Genomic DNA, 16,265 nt, shown 5'->3' on the forward strand with positions numbered 1-16,265 from the left:
GAGTACGGTCCTCCTGAGCCCCATCTTCTCGGCCGCGCCCTGAAGGGGCGCGGGGAACTGCGCGACCGGCCACGACGGAGCCGCAGACGATCGACGGCACCTCCCCGCACTTCCAGCGGAGCGCTTACGCCGTGGGCCAGGGCACCTGGGGCGAGCGGTAGTAGCCGATCCCCAGGGCCTCCCAACGCGGCCCCTGCGCCGCGAGCCGCACCTTGTAGGTGTTCCAGTCGTGCGTCGACGCGGGCGACCAGCCGAGCTCGGCCGCGCCGGGCAGCCGCGGGAAGGTCATGTAGTCGATGTCGGCCCCCGTGACGATGGTCTCCGTCCACAGCGGCGCCTCGACGCCCCGGATCGCCGAAGCCGGCGCTCCCGGAAGATAGGCGCCCGGATCCCAGTCGTACGACCGTTTCACCTCCACCAGGCCTGCCCAGTCCTGCCCGAGCGGGGTGTCGGCGGTGTACTTCATGTCGAGGTAGACCCGGTCGGCGGGCGACAGCACGAGCCCCGTGCCGTTCCGCGCGGCCTCGGCGACCTGCGCCTTCTCCGTGGCACTGGTGTCGTCGAGCCCCCAGTACTGCGCGATCGCGCCCTTCACCGGGTGCGCCCCGGTCAGCTGGTGCCAGCCGACCACCGTCTTCCCGTACTTCGCGACGACCGGCTGCACCTTGTCCATGAAGGTGACGTAGTCGGCGTGGCTGGTGGAGTGGGCCTCGTCCCCACCGATGTGCAGGTACTTGCCCGGCGTGAGCGCCGCCAGCTCCCGCACGACGTCGTCCACGAAGTCGTACGTCACCGGCTTCGCCACGCACAGCGAGCTGAACCCGACGTCGGTGCCGGTGTAGAGCGGGGGCGCGGTCCCGTTGCAGTTCAGCTGGGCGTACGAGGCGAGCGCGGCGTTGGTGTGGCCCGGCATGTCGATCTCCGGGACGACCTCCAGATAGCGGGAGGCCGCGTACCGCACGATCTCCTTGTAGTCGGCCTTGGTGTAGTAACCCCCGTGCCCGCCACCGACCTGCGTGGACCCTCCGTATGTGGCGAGCCGCGGCCAGGAGTCGATCGCGATGCGCCAGCCCTGGTCGTCGCTCAGGTGCAGATGCAGTTTGTTGACCTTGTAGAGGGCCAACTCGTCGATGTACCGCTTGACTTGCGCGACACCGAAGAAATGCCGGGAGACGTCGAGCATCGCGCCGCGGTAGCCGTAGCGCGGGCTGTCCTTGATGGTGCCGCCCGCGACGAGCCAGGGGCCGGGCTGCACGGAGTTCTTCTCGACGGCGGCGGGCAGCAGTTGGCGCAGCGTCTGGACGCCGTGGAAGAGCCCGGCGGGCGCGGCGGCCGTGATGGTGACACCGTCCCGCCCGCTGTCCAGGCGATAGCCCTCGGTGCCCGTCGTCCCCGCCGCGATCCGCAGCCGGATACCGCCCGCGCCGTGCGTGGTGACGGGCAGTCGGTACCCGGTGGAGGGACGCAGGACGTCGGCCAGATACGCGCCGACCCGGCGGGCCTGAGGCGAGTCCTCGACCCGGATACGGGTGCCGTCGGTGATGCGGTACGGGGATCCGCCCGCGTGGACCGAGGCGGGGGCCGGCACCACCTGCCCGAGCGGGGTCGCGGTGCGGCCCGACTCGGAGTGTGCGGCACCGGCGACTGAGATACCGGCGGCCGCCACGAGCAGCAGCGTACCGAGAAGACGGGGCGTTCTGTGCTGTCTCACATGCGCTCCCTTCGAAGGACCCTGCAAATGAATTGCGAATGGGTATAGACCACTCTTCCGCAGACCCGGTGAAACAATCCCCCTCATGGCGGAAATCATCCAGAAGGACGGGACGTGGACCTTCGACGGCGACGCGCTGCGGCTGACTCCGGGGCGCGACAAGAACGTGAGCCTGCTCCGCAGAACCTTGGGTGAACTGACGCTCCCGCTGGGAGCGTTGGCGGGGATTTCCTTCGAACAGGGCAGGAAGAGCGGCCGGTTGCGGCTCCGGCTGCGCGACGGCGCCGACCCGCTGCTCCAGGCGACCGGTGGCAGGCTCGCCGAGCCGAACGACCCCTACCAGCTCGCCGTGGAGTCCGACCGCTACGGCGTCGCCGAGTACGTCGTGGACGAGGTCCGGGACGCGCTGCTCCTGGACCGGGTGCCGGCCGACCCGGTCGACGGCTATCTGCTCCCGGGCCCCTCCGTGCCGCTGTCCGTCGCCGCCGGCGACGGCACCGCGAGCTTCGACGGCGAGCACGTGCGCCTGGAGTGGAACTGGAAGACCGAGGACTCGAAGTCCGCCGCCGGAGCCCGCTCGCTCGCCCTCACCGACCTCACCACCGTCGAGTGGCACCCCGCGGTCGGCCTGGAGAACGGCTACCTGCGCTTCACCGTCCGCGGCGCGGAGACCAAGGCCCCGCCGAAGTACGACCCCAACTCCGTCGAACTGTGGGGCTTCAAGAAGGACCCGCTGATGGCGTTGGTCGCGGCGGCTGTACAGGCCCGGCTCCCGCATCCCACGGCCTCTCCGGAAGCCGCGCAGGCGACGGAGCGGCCGGCCGCGGCCGCCCCGGAGGACGACCACGACGCCCTGCTCCGCCGCCTGCGCGAACTGGGGGACCTCCACAGGTCCGGCGTCCTGACGGACGAGGAGTTCGCCCTGGCCAAGCAGGCGGTCCTCAGGCGCATCTAGGAACAGCGCCGGCGCGGACCGCCTGCCCGGATGCCGTACGCCTCGTCTTCCGGGCAGGCGGTGAGGCTACTTCGCCCTGCGCGCCACCGTGAAGTGGTCGATCCGGTCACCGGTCTCGGCGATGCCCTGGACCTTCAGGGTGGTGTAGTGGCCCTTCGGCGCGGGGGTGACGTCCACGCGCAGGAAGGAGTAGTTCAGGTAGCGAACGCGCGACCAGGCGACGGTCTCGTTCTGCTTGCCGTCCTTGAGGTTGATGAAGGAGGCCACGGAGTCGACCTCGTTCTCGTGGCCCTCGTACGAGTCCGGGGCAGTGAAGGCGTACAGGCTGCGGCCCGCCGCACCCGCCGTGACGTACACCACGCCCTCCGTCTCGGAGTACGCCGTGTCGCCGATCGGCAGCTTCTTGGTGATCTCGTTGCCCTTGATGACGTCCGTGCGCTCGTACTGGTGGTTGTGGCCGTTGATGACCAGGTCCACCGTGTACTTGTCGAACAGCGGCACCCACTCCTGTCGCACGCCCCCCTCCGAGGCGTGCGCCGTGGAGGTGCAGTACGCGCAGTGGTGGAAGAACACGATGATGAAGTCGATGTCCTTCGCGGCACGGAACTTCTTCAGCTGGCCCTCGAACCACTTCGTCTGGGTGCCGCCGGAGATGCCGAGGTTGGCCGGGATCTCGAAGGAGACGTCGTTGGGGTCCAGCGAGATGATCGCCGTGTTGCCATAGACGAAGGAGTAGACACCGGGGAGGTTCTTCTTGTCCGGACCGTTGTCGGGGAGCGTCCAGCGGGCTTCCTCGCCGCCGTAGCCGTTGGGCGAGTACCAGGCCTCCATGTCGTGGTTGCCGTACGACACCATCCACGGCACGGACTTGGAGACGGACTCGGTCTGGGCGAGGAACTGGTCCCAGGTGCGCGAGTCGAACACCGTGTCGGAGGTCTTGCCCTGGCCGGCCGGGTCGCCGTAGGCGATGTCGCCGGCGTGCAGGTGGAAGGCCGGGTTCTGGCCGAGGATCAGGCTGTCGTTGGCCAGGGCGTGGTAGCTGACGCCCTGGTCGCCGAAGGCCGTGAAGGTGAACGGCTCGGCGTGCGAGGGAGCGGTGGTGAAGGTACCGAGGGTGCCCAGCAGGTGGGGCTCGGCCGGGTCGAAGCCCGCGTGGCCGACACCGTAGTAGTACGTCTTGCCGGGGCGCAGGTGGCTGAGCTTGGCGTGCACGTAGTACTGCGTGTGGTCGCCGCTCGCGCCGACGCCCGCCGGGGTGTAGAGGGCGCGGACCTCGGCCTCGATCTTGCGGGAGAGGTCCCAGGGGTGGGCGCCGATGCGGATGAACGGCTTCTTCACCGCGGCCGGAACCTGCCAGGAGACCGTGATCTCCGTACGCGGGTCATTACCGAAGGCGAGGTGACGGCCGAAGGGGGCGACGAGGGCGCCGTCGACCTTCTCGGCCGAGGAGGTGGTGGCCCGCGTCGGGACAGCGGCCTGTGCGACGGCGCCGGGCACGAAGGCGCCGCCCGCGACGGCGCCGAGGGTCACGGCCCCGCCTCTGATCATGTTGCGCCGGGAGAACTTGGCGCGGAGATACTCGTGCTGCTCTGCCATGGTCATGCGCTCGGCGAGCTTCTCCGGTACGCCCATGCGTGGAATGTCCATGGCCACAGAAGTTGCTCCCGGCAATCGACGCGGCACAAGACGCAGGATGGACAGTTTGCTAACAGCCCCCCATAAGACCTTCAACAGCCACTTGCCCGATATCGGGCAGGATTCTTGCGAATCGGCTCCCGGTACCCCAGGATCAACGGGTGCACGACGAACTTGTTGATCACCTGACGCGCTCCACCCCCCTGAACCGGGGCGAGGCACTGCGGGTGATCCAGGACGTGCTCGCCTACTTCGACGAGACGACCGAGGACTACGTCCGTCGCCGCCACCGCGAGCTCCAGGCCCAGGGCCTGGTCAACGTGACGATCTTCGAACGGATCGAGGCGGACCTGAAGTACCGCGCGGTCGCGCCGCCGGAGCTCACGCTCAGGCAGCTGCGCCGCATTGTCTACGGCTGAGGAATACATATACATGTGCGGAATCGTCGGATACATCGGCAGGCGTGACGTGGCACCGCTGCTGCTCGAAGGCCTCCAGCGCCTCGAGTACCGCGGCTACGACTCGGCGGGCATCGTCGTCACGACGCCGAAGTCGGCCGGTCTGAAGATGGTCAAGGCCAAGGGCCGGGTCCGTGACCTGGAGGCCAAGGTCCCCGCACGCTTCAAGGGCACGACCGGCATCGCCCACACCCGCTGGGCCACCCACGGCGCCCCCTCCGACGTGAACGCGCACCCCCACATGTCCGGCGACAGCAAGGTCGCGGTCGTCCACAACGGCATCATCGACAACGCCTCCGACCTGCGCAAGAAGCTCGAGGCGGACGGTGTCGAGTTCCTCTCGGAGACCGACACCGAGGTCCTCACCCACCTGATCGCCCGCTCCCAGGCCGAGAAGCTCGAGGACAAGGTCCGCGACGCACTCCGGGTGATCGAGGGCACGTACGGCATCGCGGTCCTGCACGCCGACTTCACCGACCGCATCGTGGTGGCCCGCAACGGCTCCCCGGTCGTCCTCGGCATCGGCGAGAAGGAGATGTTCGTCGCCTCGGACATCGCCGCCCTGGTCACCCACACCCGCCAGATAGTGACCCTGGACGACGGCGAGATGGCCACCCTCAAGGCCGACGACTTCCGCACGTACACCACCGAGGGCACCCGTACGACGGCCGAGCCGACCACCGTGGAGTGGGAGGCGGCCTCGTACGACATGGGCGGCCACGACACGTACATGCACAAGGAGATCCACGAGCAGGCCGAGGCCGTGGACCGGGTGCTGCGCGGCCGCATCGACGACCGGTTCTCCACCGTGCACCTCGGTGGCCTGAACCTGGACGCCCGTGAGGCCCGCCAGATCCGCCGCGTGAAGATCCTCGGCTGCGGCACCTCATACCACGCGGGCATGATCGGCGCCCAGATGATCGAGGAGCTCGCCCGCATCCCCGCGGACGCCGAGCCGGCCTCCGAGTTCCGCTACCGCAACGCGGTCGTCGACCCCGACACCCTGTACGTGGCCGTGTCCCAGTCCGGTGAGACGTACGACGTACTGGCCGCCGTGCAGGAGTTGAAGCGCAAGGGCGCGCGGGTGCTCGGTGTGGTCAACGTCGTCGGCTCGGCGATCGCCCGCGAGGCGGACGGCGGCATGTACGTCCACGCGGGCCCCGAGGTCTGCGTCGTCTCGACGAAGTGCTTCACCAACACGACCGTCGCCTTCGCGCTGCTCGCCCTGCACCTCGGCCGCACCCGCGACCTGTCGGTCCGCGACGGCAAGCGGATCATCGAGGGCCTGCGCAGGCTGCCCGCGCAGATCTCCGAGATCCTGGAGCAGGAGGACGAGATCAAGAAGCTGGCCGAGGAGTACGCCGAGGCCCGCTCGATGCTCTTCATCGGCCGCGTCCGGGGCTACCCGGTGGCCCGTGAGGCCTCACTGAAGCTCAAGGAGGTCTCGTACATCCACGCCGAGGCCTACCCGGCCTCCGAGCTCAAGCACGGCCCGCTGGCGCTCATCGAGCCCGCGCTGCCCACGGTCGCGATCGTCCCCGACGACGACCTCCTGGAGAAGAACCGCGCCGCCCTGGAGGAGATCAAGGCCCGCAGCGGCCGGATCCTCGCGGTGGCGCACCAGGAGCAGGAGAAGGCCGACCAGACGATCGTCGTCCCGAAGAACGAGGACGAGCTGGACCCGATCCTCATGGGCATCCCGCTCCAACTCCTCGCCTACCACACGGCATTGGCCCTGGGCCGCGACATCGACAAGCCGCGCAACCTGGCCAAGTCGGTGACGGTGGAGTAAAGATCCACCGGCCCACCGAAGCGACAATCGAGGAACCCTCGCGGCGCGCAACCACCTCCGCGAGAGCGGCGCCGGTTTAGGCGCAAACGCCGAGAACGGGTCCCTGTGCGCGCCACCACCGCACAGGGACCCGTTCCTTCAGGGGGCCGGGGCCGCCCATGCCCCGGCCCGCGCCGACGTCAGCCGGTGGCCGTCACCCCCCGGCCGGCGGCGCGTCCGGGCAGTGCGGTGGGCCAGTGAGCCATGGCCGCCGTGGCCCCGTACCAGGCGAGCGCGCCGCTCGCGACGGCGAACCAGCCGCCGACCTTCCCCAGCCCTCCGCTGTCGCCGAACTGCCCGACGGCCAGCAGGAGAAGGGCGACGAAGAGCAGTGCGTACGTTCCCCGGTTGAGAAGGGGGGCGCCGCTCGCGCCGGCGGTCAGACTGAGCGCGACGAGCGCGAACAGGAGCAGGAAGAGACCGGTCGCGTTGGCGGACATCTGCGTGCCGGCCGTGACGCCCCAGGTGAACCAGAACGCGCCGAGCGCCGTGAAGGCCGTACCGGTGAAGGCGTCGTGGTCGCGGAAGGCGAACAGCCCGGCTACGAAGAGCGCGATGCCACCGACATAGGTGGCGAGGGAGACGGAGTCGGCCGCTGTCACGCCGTCGATCACTTGGGTGTTACCGAGGCCGAAGAGCAACAGGGTGAGGCCGAGCGCGAGGTGGCCGAGGGTCGAGGTGATGCTTCCCGCGGAGACGTCTTTGTCCACGGCGGGCTCCCTTCATGCATGTGCAGTTGTGCTGCGTGGTACCGGCCGTACGGTTGGTCCGGTGACCGGTATGTACCCTTCACAAGGGCACAAACCACCTCTACGCGCGAGTAGATTCATGCCGTTTCAGACACTCGCCAAAGGGAGTTGACGGTGGGTCAGGGGCGCGTCGGAGGATGTGTCAGGGGATGACGATCACCGGGCGCTGCGCACGCTTCGCGAGCCGTCCGGCCACCGAGCCGAAGATGCGCCCGACGATGCCGTGCGTGGAGCCGACGACGATCGCGTCCGCCTCGTACTCCCGTCCGACCTCTTCGAGTTCGTGGCAGATGTCACCGCCGCGCTCAACGAGGATCCAGGGCACCTCGGCCAGATATTCGGCGCATGCGAGTTCGAGGCCGAGCACCTCGGTGCGGTGGTCGGGCACGTCGACGAAGACCGGTGGTTCACAGCCCGCCCACACCGTGGTGGGCAGCCGGTTCGCGACATGCACGATGATCAGGCCCGAGCCGGAGCGGTGGGCCATGCCGATCGCGTAGGCGAGGGCGCGCTCGCTGGACGTCGAGCCGTCGAAACCGACGACGACGCCGTGCTTGAAGGCAGGATCGCAGGACTGGCGGGGTTCTTCCGCCGCCAGGGGCTCGGCCGCCGTGGGATCGGCGAGCGGGCGCTTGCGGTCCGCGGGATCAAAGTATTCGTGACCGGCCATGGGTATCTCGGCGTTTAGATCCTCGTGGTGGGGACGACAACGTGCGGCAGAGCTGTGTCCGGGAATCATCTTCCCAACCCCATACCCCCAAGGGTACGGCGGCACGCCTCCTCTGCCCAGATCTCGCGCGCACTGCGCGGCGTTCCCCGGAGCATGCATGAGAGGCGCCCTTAACGCAATGGTTGCTGCCCCGTACAGGCGGTTTGCACAGGGTTCACCCAGGCTCAAGCCCTTTCGTAGGTGACCGGCGGGTCGAACACGCGTTGAACCGATGAGCCACCGCCATGGAGAGCACTGGAGTACCAGGAAACCAGGGAGCAGACCGTGCCAGGACCAGAGACCGCGTCCCACCGCTCCTCCCCGGCACCCGCCGCGTCGCCCGGGCCGGACACGGCGAGCGAGGTGGTGCGGTGGGCGGCCTTCAGCTGCGTCCTGGTCCCCGTCGTCCTCGTCGGGTTCGGCACCTCCCTCGCCGGCGCGGCCGGCACGGCGCTGGGCCTGGCTGCCGTGACCGGTGCCTGCCTCGTCCTGCTGCGTCAGTCCGAGCGCGTCGCGGCCCGCCTCCGTGCGGATGAGCCGGCCTCGCCCCGGGCCCGGCACAGCAGGACCGGCCTCCACGGAGGCGCTCCGCACCACCACCACGGCCGCCCCGGGCGTGGGCGCCGGGGTCGCGCCGAGGCGCCCCGCGGGGAGGCGGACCCCGGCACGCGGGATCGCGGCGACGGGGGCGACCGGGGCCACGGGGGCCATCCAGGAGCGGGCGGTGCGGAGAGGGGAGGCGGCCCTCGGGACGGCGGTGGCGGGGCCCACGGCGAGACGGCCCACGCCGAGGGGACCACCCCCGGCGCACGGAGCCCCGGCGCCGGGGCCCGCAGCGACCAGAGCCGCGCCGCTCGGGACCGGAACGCGGGGGGCCGGAACGTGGAGGGCCAGACCGTGGGGGACCGGAACGGACAGGACCGGGGTACACGGAACCGGGACGCACGGGACCGGGACACACAGAATCCGGACGGCCGGGATGCGGTCGGACGCGATCCCGGCACACAGGCACACGACACCGCGAACCCGACCGCATGGGAGCGGACCCCGGGAAACCTGACCGGACGAGACGGGCACCCGGAGAACCTGATCACCTGGGACCGTGCCCCGCGAAACCTGATCACGTGGGACCCGGGCGGCTGGAACCGGGACGCACAGGATCCGGACACCCGCGTCCAGGTCCGGGGCCGGGACACGCGTGACCAGGACACACCGCGCGACGCCCCTCGCGGCGGCGTCCCGCTCGAGCACCCCGCACGGCACCGTGGCACGCAGGATTTGACCGACTCGCACATCATGAACGGCTTGCGGGGCAGTAGTGGCTCGGGGGCGCACAGGGGCGGGCGTCACAGCGGAGGGAAGAAGCCGGTTGACTGACCGGTTTCCGCGCACGCCCCCGCTTCTTTTCAGCCAACTTCGGTCACCCGCGCATCCCTTGCTCGAACGACCCCCCAACCCCCGTTCCACCTGCGCCGAAAGCCCTCTGGAGGGCTCGCGCACCCTATGGGGATTGGCCACTGACACGAGGCGCACTTCCCTGCAAGGCCCACGAGTGCAACGCTTCGTGATCGAATGCTTCACGCCAAGTTGCCATGTCGACATTCTGCCGACTGCCGAACTGGTCACCTTGGCGCCACGGGACACAGTAGATTCGATCTTGACTGTCTTACGGCGGGGGACTCGTGCAGGACCGAGGGGAAACGTGCAGGAGCGACACAACCGAGGAGCCGCGACCACCGAGGGGGGCTTAGCAGTATGAGCCACGACTCCACTGCCGCGCCGGAAGCCGCGGCCCGGAAACTTTCCGGGCGACGCCGCAAGGAGATCGTCGCGGTGCTGCTGTTCAGCGGCGGCCCCATCTTCGAGAGTTCCATACCGCTGTCGGTGTTCGGGATTGACCGCCAGGACGCCGGCGTGCCGCGCTACCGACTTCTGGTGTGCGGCGGCGAAGAAGGCCCGCTGCGGACCACAGGAGGCCTGGAACTCACCGCGCCGCATGGCCTGGAGGCGATCTCACGGGCGGGCACCGTCGTGGTGCCGGCCTGGCGTTCGATCACCTCACCGCCACCGGAGGAGGCGCTCGACGCGCTGCGCCGGGCGCACGAGGAGGGAGCCCGCATAGTCGGACTGTGCACCGGCGCGTTCGTGCTGGCCGCCGCCGGACTGCTGGACGGCCGACCGGCGACGACCCACTGGATGTACGCACCGACGCTGGCCAAGCGCTACCCGTCGGTCCACGTCGACCCGCGAGAACTCTTCGTGGACGACGGAGACGTACTGACCTCCGCGGGTACGGCGGCCGGAATCGATCTCTGTCTCCACATCGTGCGGACGGACCACGGCAACGAGGCGGCCGGCGCGCTGGCCCGCCGTCTTGTCGTGCCACCGCGCCGGAGCGGCGGTCAGGAGCGCTATCTCGATCGATCTTTACCGGAGGAGATCGGCGCCGACCCCCTCGCGGAGGTCGTCGCCTGGGCGCTGGAGCACCTCCACGAGCAGTTCGACGTCGAGACGCTGGCGGCGCGCGCGTACATGAGCCGCCGCACCTTCGACCGCCGGTTCCGCTCGCTCACCGGGAGCGCTCCCCTGCAGTGGCTGATCACTCAGCGCGTACTGCAGGCGCAGCGGCTGCTGGAGACCTCCGACTACTCGGTCGACGAGGTCGCCGGACGCTGCGGCTTCCGTTCGCCGGTCGCGCTGCGGGGTCACTTCCGGCGCCAGCTCGGCTCGTCCCCGGCCGCGTACCGGGCGGCGTACCGCGCGCGCAGGCCGCAGTCGGAACGGCCGTCGGACGTGGACGGCTCCGCGGGCCAGGCCGGGCCGTCGCCCGTCCTGAACCAGGAGAGCCCGGTGCCGCTGCAGACCCGCCGCACGGCGGCCGCCACCGCCCTGGGCCCGTCGACGTCCCTGTCGACGGAGCCGGGCAAGACGGGCACCGAGCTGTACGCGGCCGGGCGCCTGCCGGGGCAGCGCAGCGCGCCCTGAGGCGATGATGCGAGACGGGGCGGCCCGGGACCCGACGAGGGTTCCGGGCCGCCCCCGTCCCAGGCCACCACGCAGGTCACCGCCGTCCCGGATCTGCCCGTGTGCCGAAGCGCGCCGTAGGGTTAGGGCCATGAACGATCGCATGGTGTGGATCGACTGCGAGATGACCGGGCTCTCGCTGTCGGAGGACGCACTCATCGAGGTGGCCGCGCTGGTCACCGACTCGGAACTGAACGTGCTCGGCGAAGGGGTGGACATCGTGATCCGCCCGCCGGAGCGGGCGCTGGAGACGATGCCGGACGTGGTGCGCCAGATGCACACGGCTTCCGGTCTCCTCGACGAACTGGCCGAGGGCACGACCCTGGCCGACGCCGAGGCACAGGTCCTCGCCTACGTACGTGAGCACGTCAAGGAGCCGGGCAAGGCCCCGCTGTGCGGAAACTCGGTCGGCACGGACCGTGGCTTCCTGTCGCGCGACATGCCGGCCCTCGAGGACTACCTCCACTACCGCATCGTGGACGTCTCCTCGGTGAAGGAGCTGGCCCGCCGCTGGTATCCCCGGGCGTACTTCAACAGCCCGGAGAAGAACGGCAACCACCGCGCCCTCGCCGACATCCGCGAATCCATCGCGGAGCTCCGCTACTACCGCGAGGCGATCTTCGTCCCGCAGCCCGGCCCCGACTCGGACACCGCGCGCACCATCGCGGCGAAGCACGTGCTGCCCGCCGAATGACGCATGTCCGGGGCCCCGAGGGACCCCGGAGAAAGCCTGGCGCGAGCACCCCTTCGGACCCTGTACACTTTTTCTCGGCCGGTCAGGGAAACCAAGACCGGTCGTGGTGGGTGTAGCTCAGCTGGTAGAGCACCTGGTTGTGGTCCAGGATGTCGCGGGTTCAAGTCCCGTCACTCACCCTGATCGACTGAGGCCCGGTCCGCACAAGCGGACCGGGCCTCGGTCGTGCGGTCATACCGTGGAGCCGTGCGGTCGGGTCCGTGCGCGTCCGGCGCGCCCTCTAGGCTCACCCAATGCCTCCACCCCACCTCCCCGCCCACACCCTGGGCACCGCCCGTCTCGATCTCCTTCCCCTGCGTGTCGAACACGCCGGGGAAATGGCCGAGGTGCTGTCCGACCCGGCGCTGCATACGTTCATCGGCGGCGCACCCGCCACTCCAGAAGCCTTGCGTTCACGCTATGAACGCCTCGTCGCGGGCTCCCCCGACCCGGCCGTCGTCTGGTGCAACTGGGTACTGCGGCTGCGCGAGGAGGGGTGTCTCGTCGGTACGGTCCAGGCGACGGTCACCGGGGAGGTCGCGGAGATCGCCTGGGTGGTGGGCACGCCCTGGCAGGGGCGGGGGTTCGCCGGGGAGGCGGCGCGGGGGCTGGTCGGCCGGTTGGCCGAGGAGCCCGGCGTCCGTACGGTCGTCGCGCATGTCCACCCTGACCACCGGGCCTCCGCGGCCGTCGCCGCGGCCGCCGGCCTGGGCCCGACCGACCGGTACCAGGACGGCGAAGTCCGGTGGGAGCTGCCGCTGCGGCGGTGACTCAGCCCTCGTGCGGGCGATTGGCGGCCCGCCACGCGTCGGCGAACCGGTGGACGTCCTCGAAGCGTTCCCCGGGGTCGGACCGGGTCGCCCGGACGATCACCGCCTGCTGGGCCGGGGTGCCCCGCCAGGCACGTTCCTCGTCGCCCGCGTCCAGCAGGAGCCGGGCGGTGCGGCCCAGGGTGAAGACCGTCGTACGGGTGTCGATCACGGCCCCGCACACGAACTCCTCGGGAGCCATGAACCGGCGCGAACCCGGCAGGCGTTCCTCCTCGACCACGAACGGGCCCGGCCGGTACTCGTCGAGGTCGACCAGATGGACGACGTCGCCCCCGAAGTCGTAGAGCAGCGCGCCGTCGTAGAAGTCGACGGCGACATGCCCGGCGACCTCCACCGCGAGATGGGCGTCGAGGACGCGTTCGAAGGCGGCGAGGACGCGGGAGATCGGCAGGGCGCGGAAGCGGGCCATGGGGCTGCTGGGGCCCGTACGGTCGCGCGGTCCGCCCACCATGGCCGGGTACAGCACCTCGCCCTCCCGCCAGGGCATCACCACCGCCGCGCCGCCGCGGCCCACGGCGATGCGGTGGACCTGCGGGACGATCGCCCGGTGCCGTACGGCCCGGTGGAAGGCCCAGGCGCGTTCGAGCGAGTGCCGGCCGCGGTCGGTCGCCGCCTCCTTGACGAACCAGCGTGCGCCGTCGAGCAGACGGACGCCGTACGACACGCACCCCGAGTCCTGCTCCGGGAACGCTTGGAACACCTCCCCCACCCTGCCCAGGTAGGGCTCCATGGCGGGTACTTCATCGACTCCGAGCAACGGATGGAGGACCATACCGATCAGATTGCACTATCGAAGCCTTTCCGCGCGTCAGGACGAGGCCCGCACCACCAGTTCGGACGGCAGGACGACCTGCCGCTTCTCCAGACCGCGCGAAACCGCGGGGCGACGGTCGGCGATTTCCCCGAGCAGCAGATCGATCATGGCGCGCCCCATCTCCACGATCGGCTGGCGCACGCTCGTCAGGGGCGGGTCCATGTGGCGGGCGATGGCGGAGTCGTCGTAGCCGACGAGGGCGACGTCGTCAGGTATGCGGCGGCCCAGCTCGCGCAGGACCTGGCGAGCGCCCGCCGCCATCACGTCCGAGCCCGCGAACACCGCGTCCAGGTCCGGGCAGCGGGCCAGCAGCTCGGTCATCGCGCGCCGGCCGCCCTCCTCGGTGAAGTCGCCCGGGACGATCAGCCGGTCGTCCACGTCGTGTCCGGCCGCGCGCAACCCCTCGCGGTAGCCGTCGACACGGCGCTGGGCGCCGAAGACGTCGAGGCGCCCCGCCAGGTGGACGATCCTCCGACGTCCCCCGGCGATCAGGTGCTCGACGGCCATGCGGCCGCCGCCGTAGTTGTCGGAGTCCACGGACGGCAGTGTCTCGTCCGCCGAGCGGCGACCGCTGATCACGGCCGGGATCTCCAGCTGGGAGAGGAGGTCGGGCAGCGGGTCGTCGGCGTGGACGGAGACGAGGAGTACGCCGTCGACGCGGTGCGCGGCCAGGTACTGGGCGAGGCGATGCCGCTCCCGGTCGCTGCCCGCGAAGATCAGCAGCAGCTGCATCTCGGTGTCGGAGAGCTCCGCGCCGACACCGCGCAGCATGTCCGAGAAGTACGGTTCCGCGAAGAAGCGGGTCTCGGGCTCGGGGACGACGAGGGCGATCGCGTCCGTGCGGTTGGCGGCGAGGGCGCGTGCCGCCGTGTTCGGGACGTAGCCGAGTTCGGCGACCGCCGCCTCGACGGCCGCGCGGGTCGCGTCGCTGACCCTCGGGGAGCCGTTGATGACCCGGGACACCGTGCCGCGGCCCACGCCCGCGCGTGCCGCGACCTCTTCCAAGGTCGGCCGGCCGCCTCCCCGGCCCCGCGCTCCGTGGCTTGCCATGGTCCGCCTCCCGTCGACGTCGCGCGCTCCGCGACTGGCCTGGAATCTAACAGTCCCGTTCATCACCCGGACCTCGGCAACCCGTACGTGGACGAGGTTCCGTCCATCCCGGCCAGGGACCCTCGACCGACCGTCCCGCCGGGGCCAATACCCCACTGACACGAGCCACTTCAACCGTCCGCGATGCCTCTCCCGCTCCTCCCCCGGAGTTAGCTAACAGGCCGATAACTGAACGCATCTCTCCGCGTCGGCTCCCTTGACACCCCCGCGCGAACCGACGACTCTTCAACACATCACCTGTGGGAGCGCTCCCACGGTACCTGACACATACACATCCCGCACGTTCCCCGCCCGAGCCGCAGCGAGAAACAACGGGCCCAACAGTGCAGTTGGCCGGGGGGTCGGCACGTCAGGCAACAGGAGGACGCAATGCGCACGATCACCCGTCGGTCCCGCAGTCTGGGGGCCCTCGCGGCCGTCGCCGCGCTGACCACAGGGCTGCTGGCCGGCTGTGCCGACGACAGTGGTGGAAGCAGCGATGGGAGCAGCAGCGACACGGGCGGAGGCAAGGGCAAGACCACGATCACCTTGGGTCTCTTCGGTACTCAGGGATTCAAGGAGGCCGGTCTCTACGCCGAGTACGAGAAGCTCAACCCGAACATCAAGATCGCCGAGAACGTCGTCGAGCGCAACGAGAACTACTACCCGGCGCTCGTCAACCACCTCACCACCAACAGCGGCCTGCAGGACGTCCAGGCCGTCGAAGTCGGCAACATCGCCGAGGTCGTACAGACCCAGGCGAGCAAGCTCGTCGACCTGTCCAAGGTCTCGGGCGTGAGCAAGAGCAACTGGCTGGACTGGAAGTGGCAGCAGGCCACGACCCAGGACGGCCAGACGATCGGACTCGGCACCGACATCGGCCCGATGGCGATCTGCTACCGCAAGGACCTCTTCCAGCAGGCCGGCCTGCCCACCGACCGCGACAAGGTCGGGCAGCTGTGGGCGGGCGACTGGAACAAGCTCGTCGCCGCGGGTGAGACGTACAAGAAGAAGGCGCCCAGCGGCACCACCTTCATGGACTCGCCCGGTGGTCTGCTCAACGCGATCATCAGCAGCAACCAGGAGAAGTTCTACGACTCCTCCGGCAAGGTCGTCTACAAGACGAACCCGGCCATCAAGTCCGCCTTCGACCTGACCGCGAAGGCCGCCTCGGAGGGCCTGGTCGGCGCCCAGACGCAGTTCCAGCCGGCCTGGGACACGACGATCGCCAACAGCAAGTTCGCCGCGGTGGCCTGCCCGCCGTGGATGCTCGGCTACCTCAAGGGCAAGTCGAAGCCGGACGCCGCCGGCAAGTGGGACGTGGCCGCCGCGCCCAAGTCCGGCAACTGGGGCGGCACCTTCCTGGCCGTGCCCAAGAACGGCAAGCACGTCACGGAGGCCGAGAAGCTGGTCACCTGGCTGACCGCCCCCGCCCAGCAGGCCAAGCTGTTCAGCGTGCAGGGCAGCTTCCCGAGCGCACCCGGTGCCTACAACCTGCCCCTGGTGACCGGCGCGAAGAACACGATGACCGGTGACACCCCGATCGGCACGGTCTTCGCCGAGGCCGCCAAGGCCATCCCGACCCAGGTGATCGGCCCGAAGGACCAGATCATCCAGCAGGGTCTGACCGACAACGGCGTCATCCTCGTCACGAAGGGCAAGTCGGCCGCGGAGGCCTGGAAGACGGCCACCAAGACCATCGACAACAACCTGGAGAAGTGACCGGT

At 69.9% G+C, this 16,265-nt stretch carries 14 protein-coding genes and 1 tRNA gene; 9 read left to right on the forward strand and 6 right to left on the reverse strand.

What is annotated here, in order from left to right; translation table 11 throughout:
- Positions 1 to 124: 124 nt before the first annotated feature.
- Entirely contained in the window at positions 125 to 1,711 is a 1,587-nt protein-coding gene (locus tag ACZ7M2_RS06185) for a beta-N-acetylhexosaminidase (protein ID WP_471594325.1), read from the reverse strand.
- Between the two features lie 85 nt (positions 1,712 to 1,796).
- On the opposite strand from ACZ7M2_RS06185, the gene ACZ7M2_RS06190 reads away from it, so the two are divergent.
- Entirely contained in the window at positions 1,797 to 2,666 is an 870-nt protein-coding gene (locus ACZ7M2_RS06190) for a DUF4429 domain-containing protein (RefSeq protein WP_471594326.1), read from the forward strand.
- Positions 2,667 to 2,732: 66 nt separating this feature from the next.
- On the opposite strand, the gene ACZ7M2_RS06195 is transcribed toward ACZ7M2_RS06190, so the two are convergent.
- Complete coding sequence (locus ACZ7M2_RS06195) at positions 2,733 to 4,298, reverse strand: purple acid phosphatase family protein (protein WP_352047055.1); 1,566 nt, start codon at positions 4,296 to 4,298, stop codon at positions 2,733 to 2,735.
- 164 nt (positions 4,299 to 4,462) lie between these two features.
- Between ACZ7M2_RS06195 and ACZ7M2_RS06200 the strand changes: the two genes are divergently transcribed.
- Together ACZ7M2_RS06200 and glmS are read left to right on the forward strand one after the other, a co-directional pair.
- Positions 4,463 to 4,720, forward strand: coding sequence for a hypothetical protein (locus ACZ7M2_RS06200; protein ID WP_355308900.1), 258 nt, complete (start codon positions 4,463 to 4,465; stop codon positions 4,718 to 4,720).
- A 13-nt stretch (positions 4,721 to 4,733) separates the two neighbouring features.
- Positions 4,734 to 6,551, forward strand: coding sequence for a glutamine--fructose-6-phosphate transaminase (isomerizing) (gene glmS / locus ACZ7M2_RS06205; RefSeq protein WP_471594327.1), 1,818 nt, complete (start codon positions 4,734 to 4,736; stop codon positions 6,549 to 6,551).
- A 179-nt stretch (positions 6,552 to 6,730) separates the two neighbouring features.
- On the opposite strand, the gene ACZ7M2_RS06210 is transcribed toward glmS, so the two are convergent.
- Together ACZ7M2_RS06210 and ACZ7M2_RS06215 are read right to left on the reverse strand one after the other, a co-directional pair.
- Positions 6,731 to 7,300: an acetate uptake transporter gene (locus tag ACZ7M2_RS06210; RefSeq protein ID WP_471594328.1), complete on the reverse strand. Its 570-nt coding sequence runs from the start codon at positions 7,298 to 7,300 to the stop codon at positions 6,731 to 6,733.
- Positions 7,301 to 7,481: 181 nt separating this feature from the next.
- Complete coding sequence (locus ACZ7M2_RS06215) at positions 7,482 to 8,009, reverse strand: universal stress protein (protein ID WP_168491841.1); 528 nt, start codon at positions 8,007 to 8,009, stop codon at positions 7,482 to 7,484.
- A 324-nt stretch (positions 8,010 to 8,333) separates the two neighbouring features.
- Here ACZ7M2_RS06215 and ACZ7M2_RS06220 point away from each other — a divergent pair, with 324 nt between their 5' ends.
- The 5 genes from ACZ7M2_RS06220 to ACZ7M2_RS06240 all read left to right on the forward strand — a co-directional run bounded on the left by ACZ7M2_RS06220 (position 8,334) and on the right by ACZ7M2_RS06240 (position 12,575).
- Positions 8,334 to 9,425 carry a hypothetical protein gene (locus tag ACZ7M2_RS06220; protein ID WP_471594329.1) on the forward strand — a complete coding sequence of 364 codons (1,092 nt, stop codon included), beginning with the start codon at positions 8,334 to 8,336 and terminating at the stop codon, positions 9,423 to 9,425.
- A gap of 378 nt (positions 9,426 to 9,803) precedes the next feature.
- Positions 9,804 to 11,033 carry a helix-turn-helix domain-containing protein gene (locus ACZ7M2_RS06225; protein ID WP_075029202.1) on the forward strand — a complete coding sequence of 410 codons (1,230 nt, stop codon included), beginning with the start codon at positions 9,804 to 9,806 and terminating at the stop codon, positions 11,031 to 11,033.
- 130 nt (positions 11,034 to 11,163) lie between these two features.
- Positions 11,164 to 11,766: an oligoribonuclease gene (gene orn, locus ACZ7M2_RS06230; protein WP_060901895.1), complete on the forward strand. Its 603-nt coding sequence runs from the start codon at positions 11,164 to 11,166 to the stop codon at positions 11,764 to 11,766.
- A 106-nt stretch (positions 11,767 to 11,872) separates the two neighbouring features.
- Positions 11,873 to 11,945, forward strand: a tRNA-His gene (locus ACZ7M2_RS06235).
- Between the two features lie 114 nt (positions 11,946 to 12,059).
- The gene (locus ACZ7M2_RS06240) at positions 12,060 to 12,575 is read left to right on the forward strand and encodes a GNAT family N-acetyltransferase (RefSeq protein ID WP_471594330.1); all 516 of its coding nucleotides are present in this window, start codon (positions 12,060 to 12,062) and stop codon (positions 12,573 to 12,575) included.
- A gap of 1 nt (position 12,576) precedes the next feature.
- Here ACZ7M2_RS06240 and ACZ7M2_RS06245 read toward each other — a convergent pair whose 3' ends face one another.
- Positions 12,577 to 13,407, reverse strand: a complete 831-nt coding sequence (locus tag ACZ7M2_RS06245) for a serine/threonine protein kinase (RefSeq protein ID WP_471594331.1) — start codon at positions 13,405 to 13,407, stop codon at positions 12,577 to 12,579.
- A 36-nt stretch (positions 13,408 to 13,443) separates the two neighbouring features.
- A complete protein-coding gene (locus ACZ7M2_RS06250; RefSeq protein ID WP_471594332.1) occupies positions 13,444 to 14,499 on the reverse strand; it encodes a LacI family DNA-binding transcriptional regulator in 1,056 nt (351 codons plus the stop codon).
- 429 nt (positions 14,500 to 14,928) lie between these two features.
- On the opposite strand from ACZ7M2_RS06250, the gene ACZ7M2_RS06255 reads away from it, so the two are divergent.
- A complete protein-coding gene (locus ACZ7M2_RS06255) occupies positions 14,929 to 16,260 on the forward strand; it encodes an ABC transporter substrate-binding protein (RefSeq protein WP_471594333.1) in 1,332 nt (443 codons plus the stop codon).
- Positions 16,261 to 16,265 lie beyond the last annotated feature (5 nt).

The organism is Streptomyces sp. NPDC111507 (assembly GCF_055638955.1).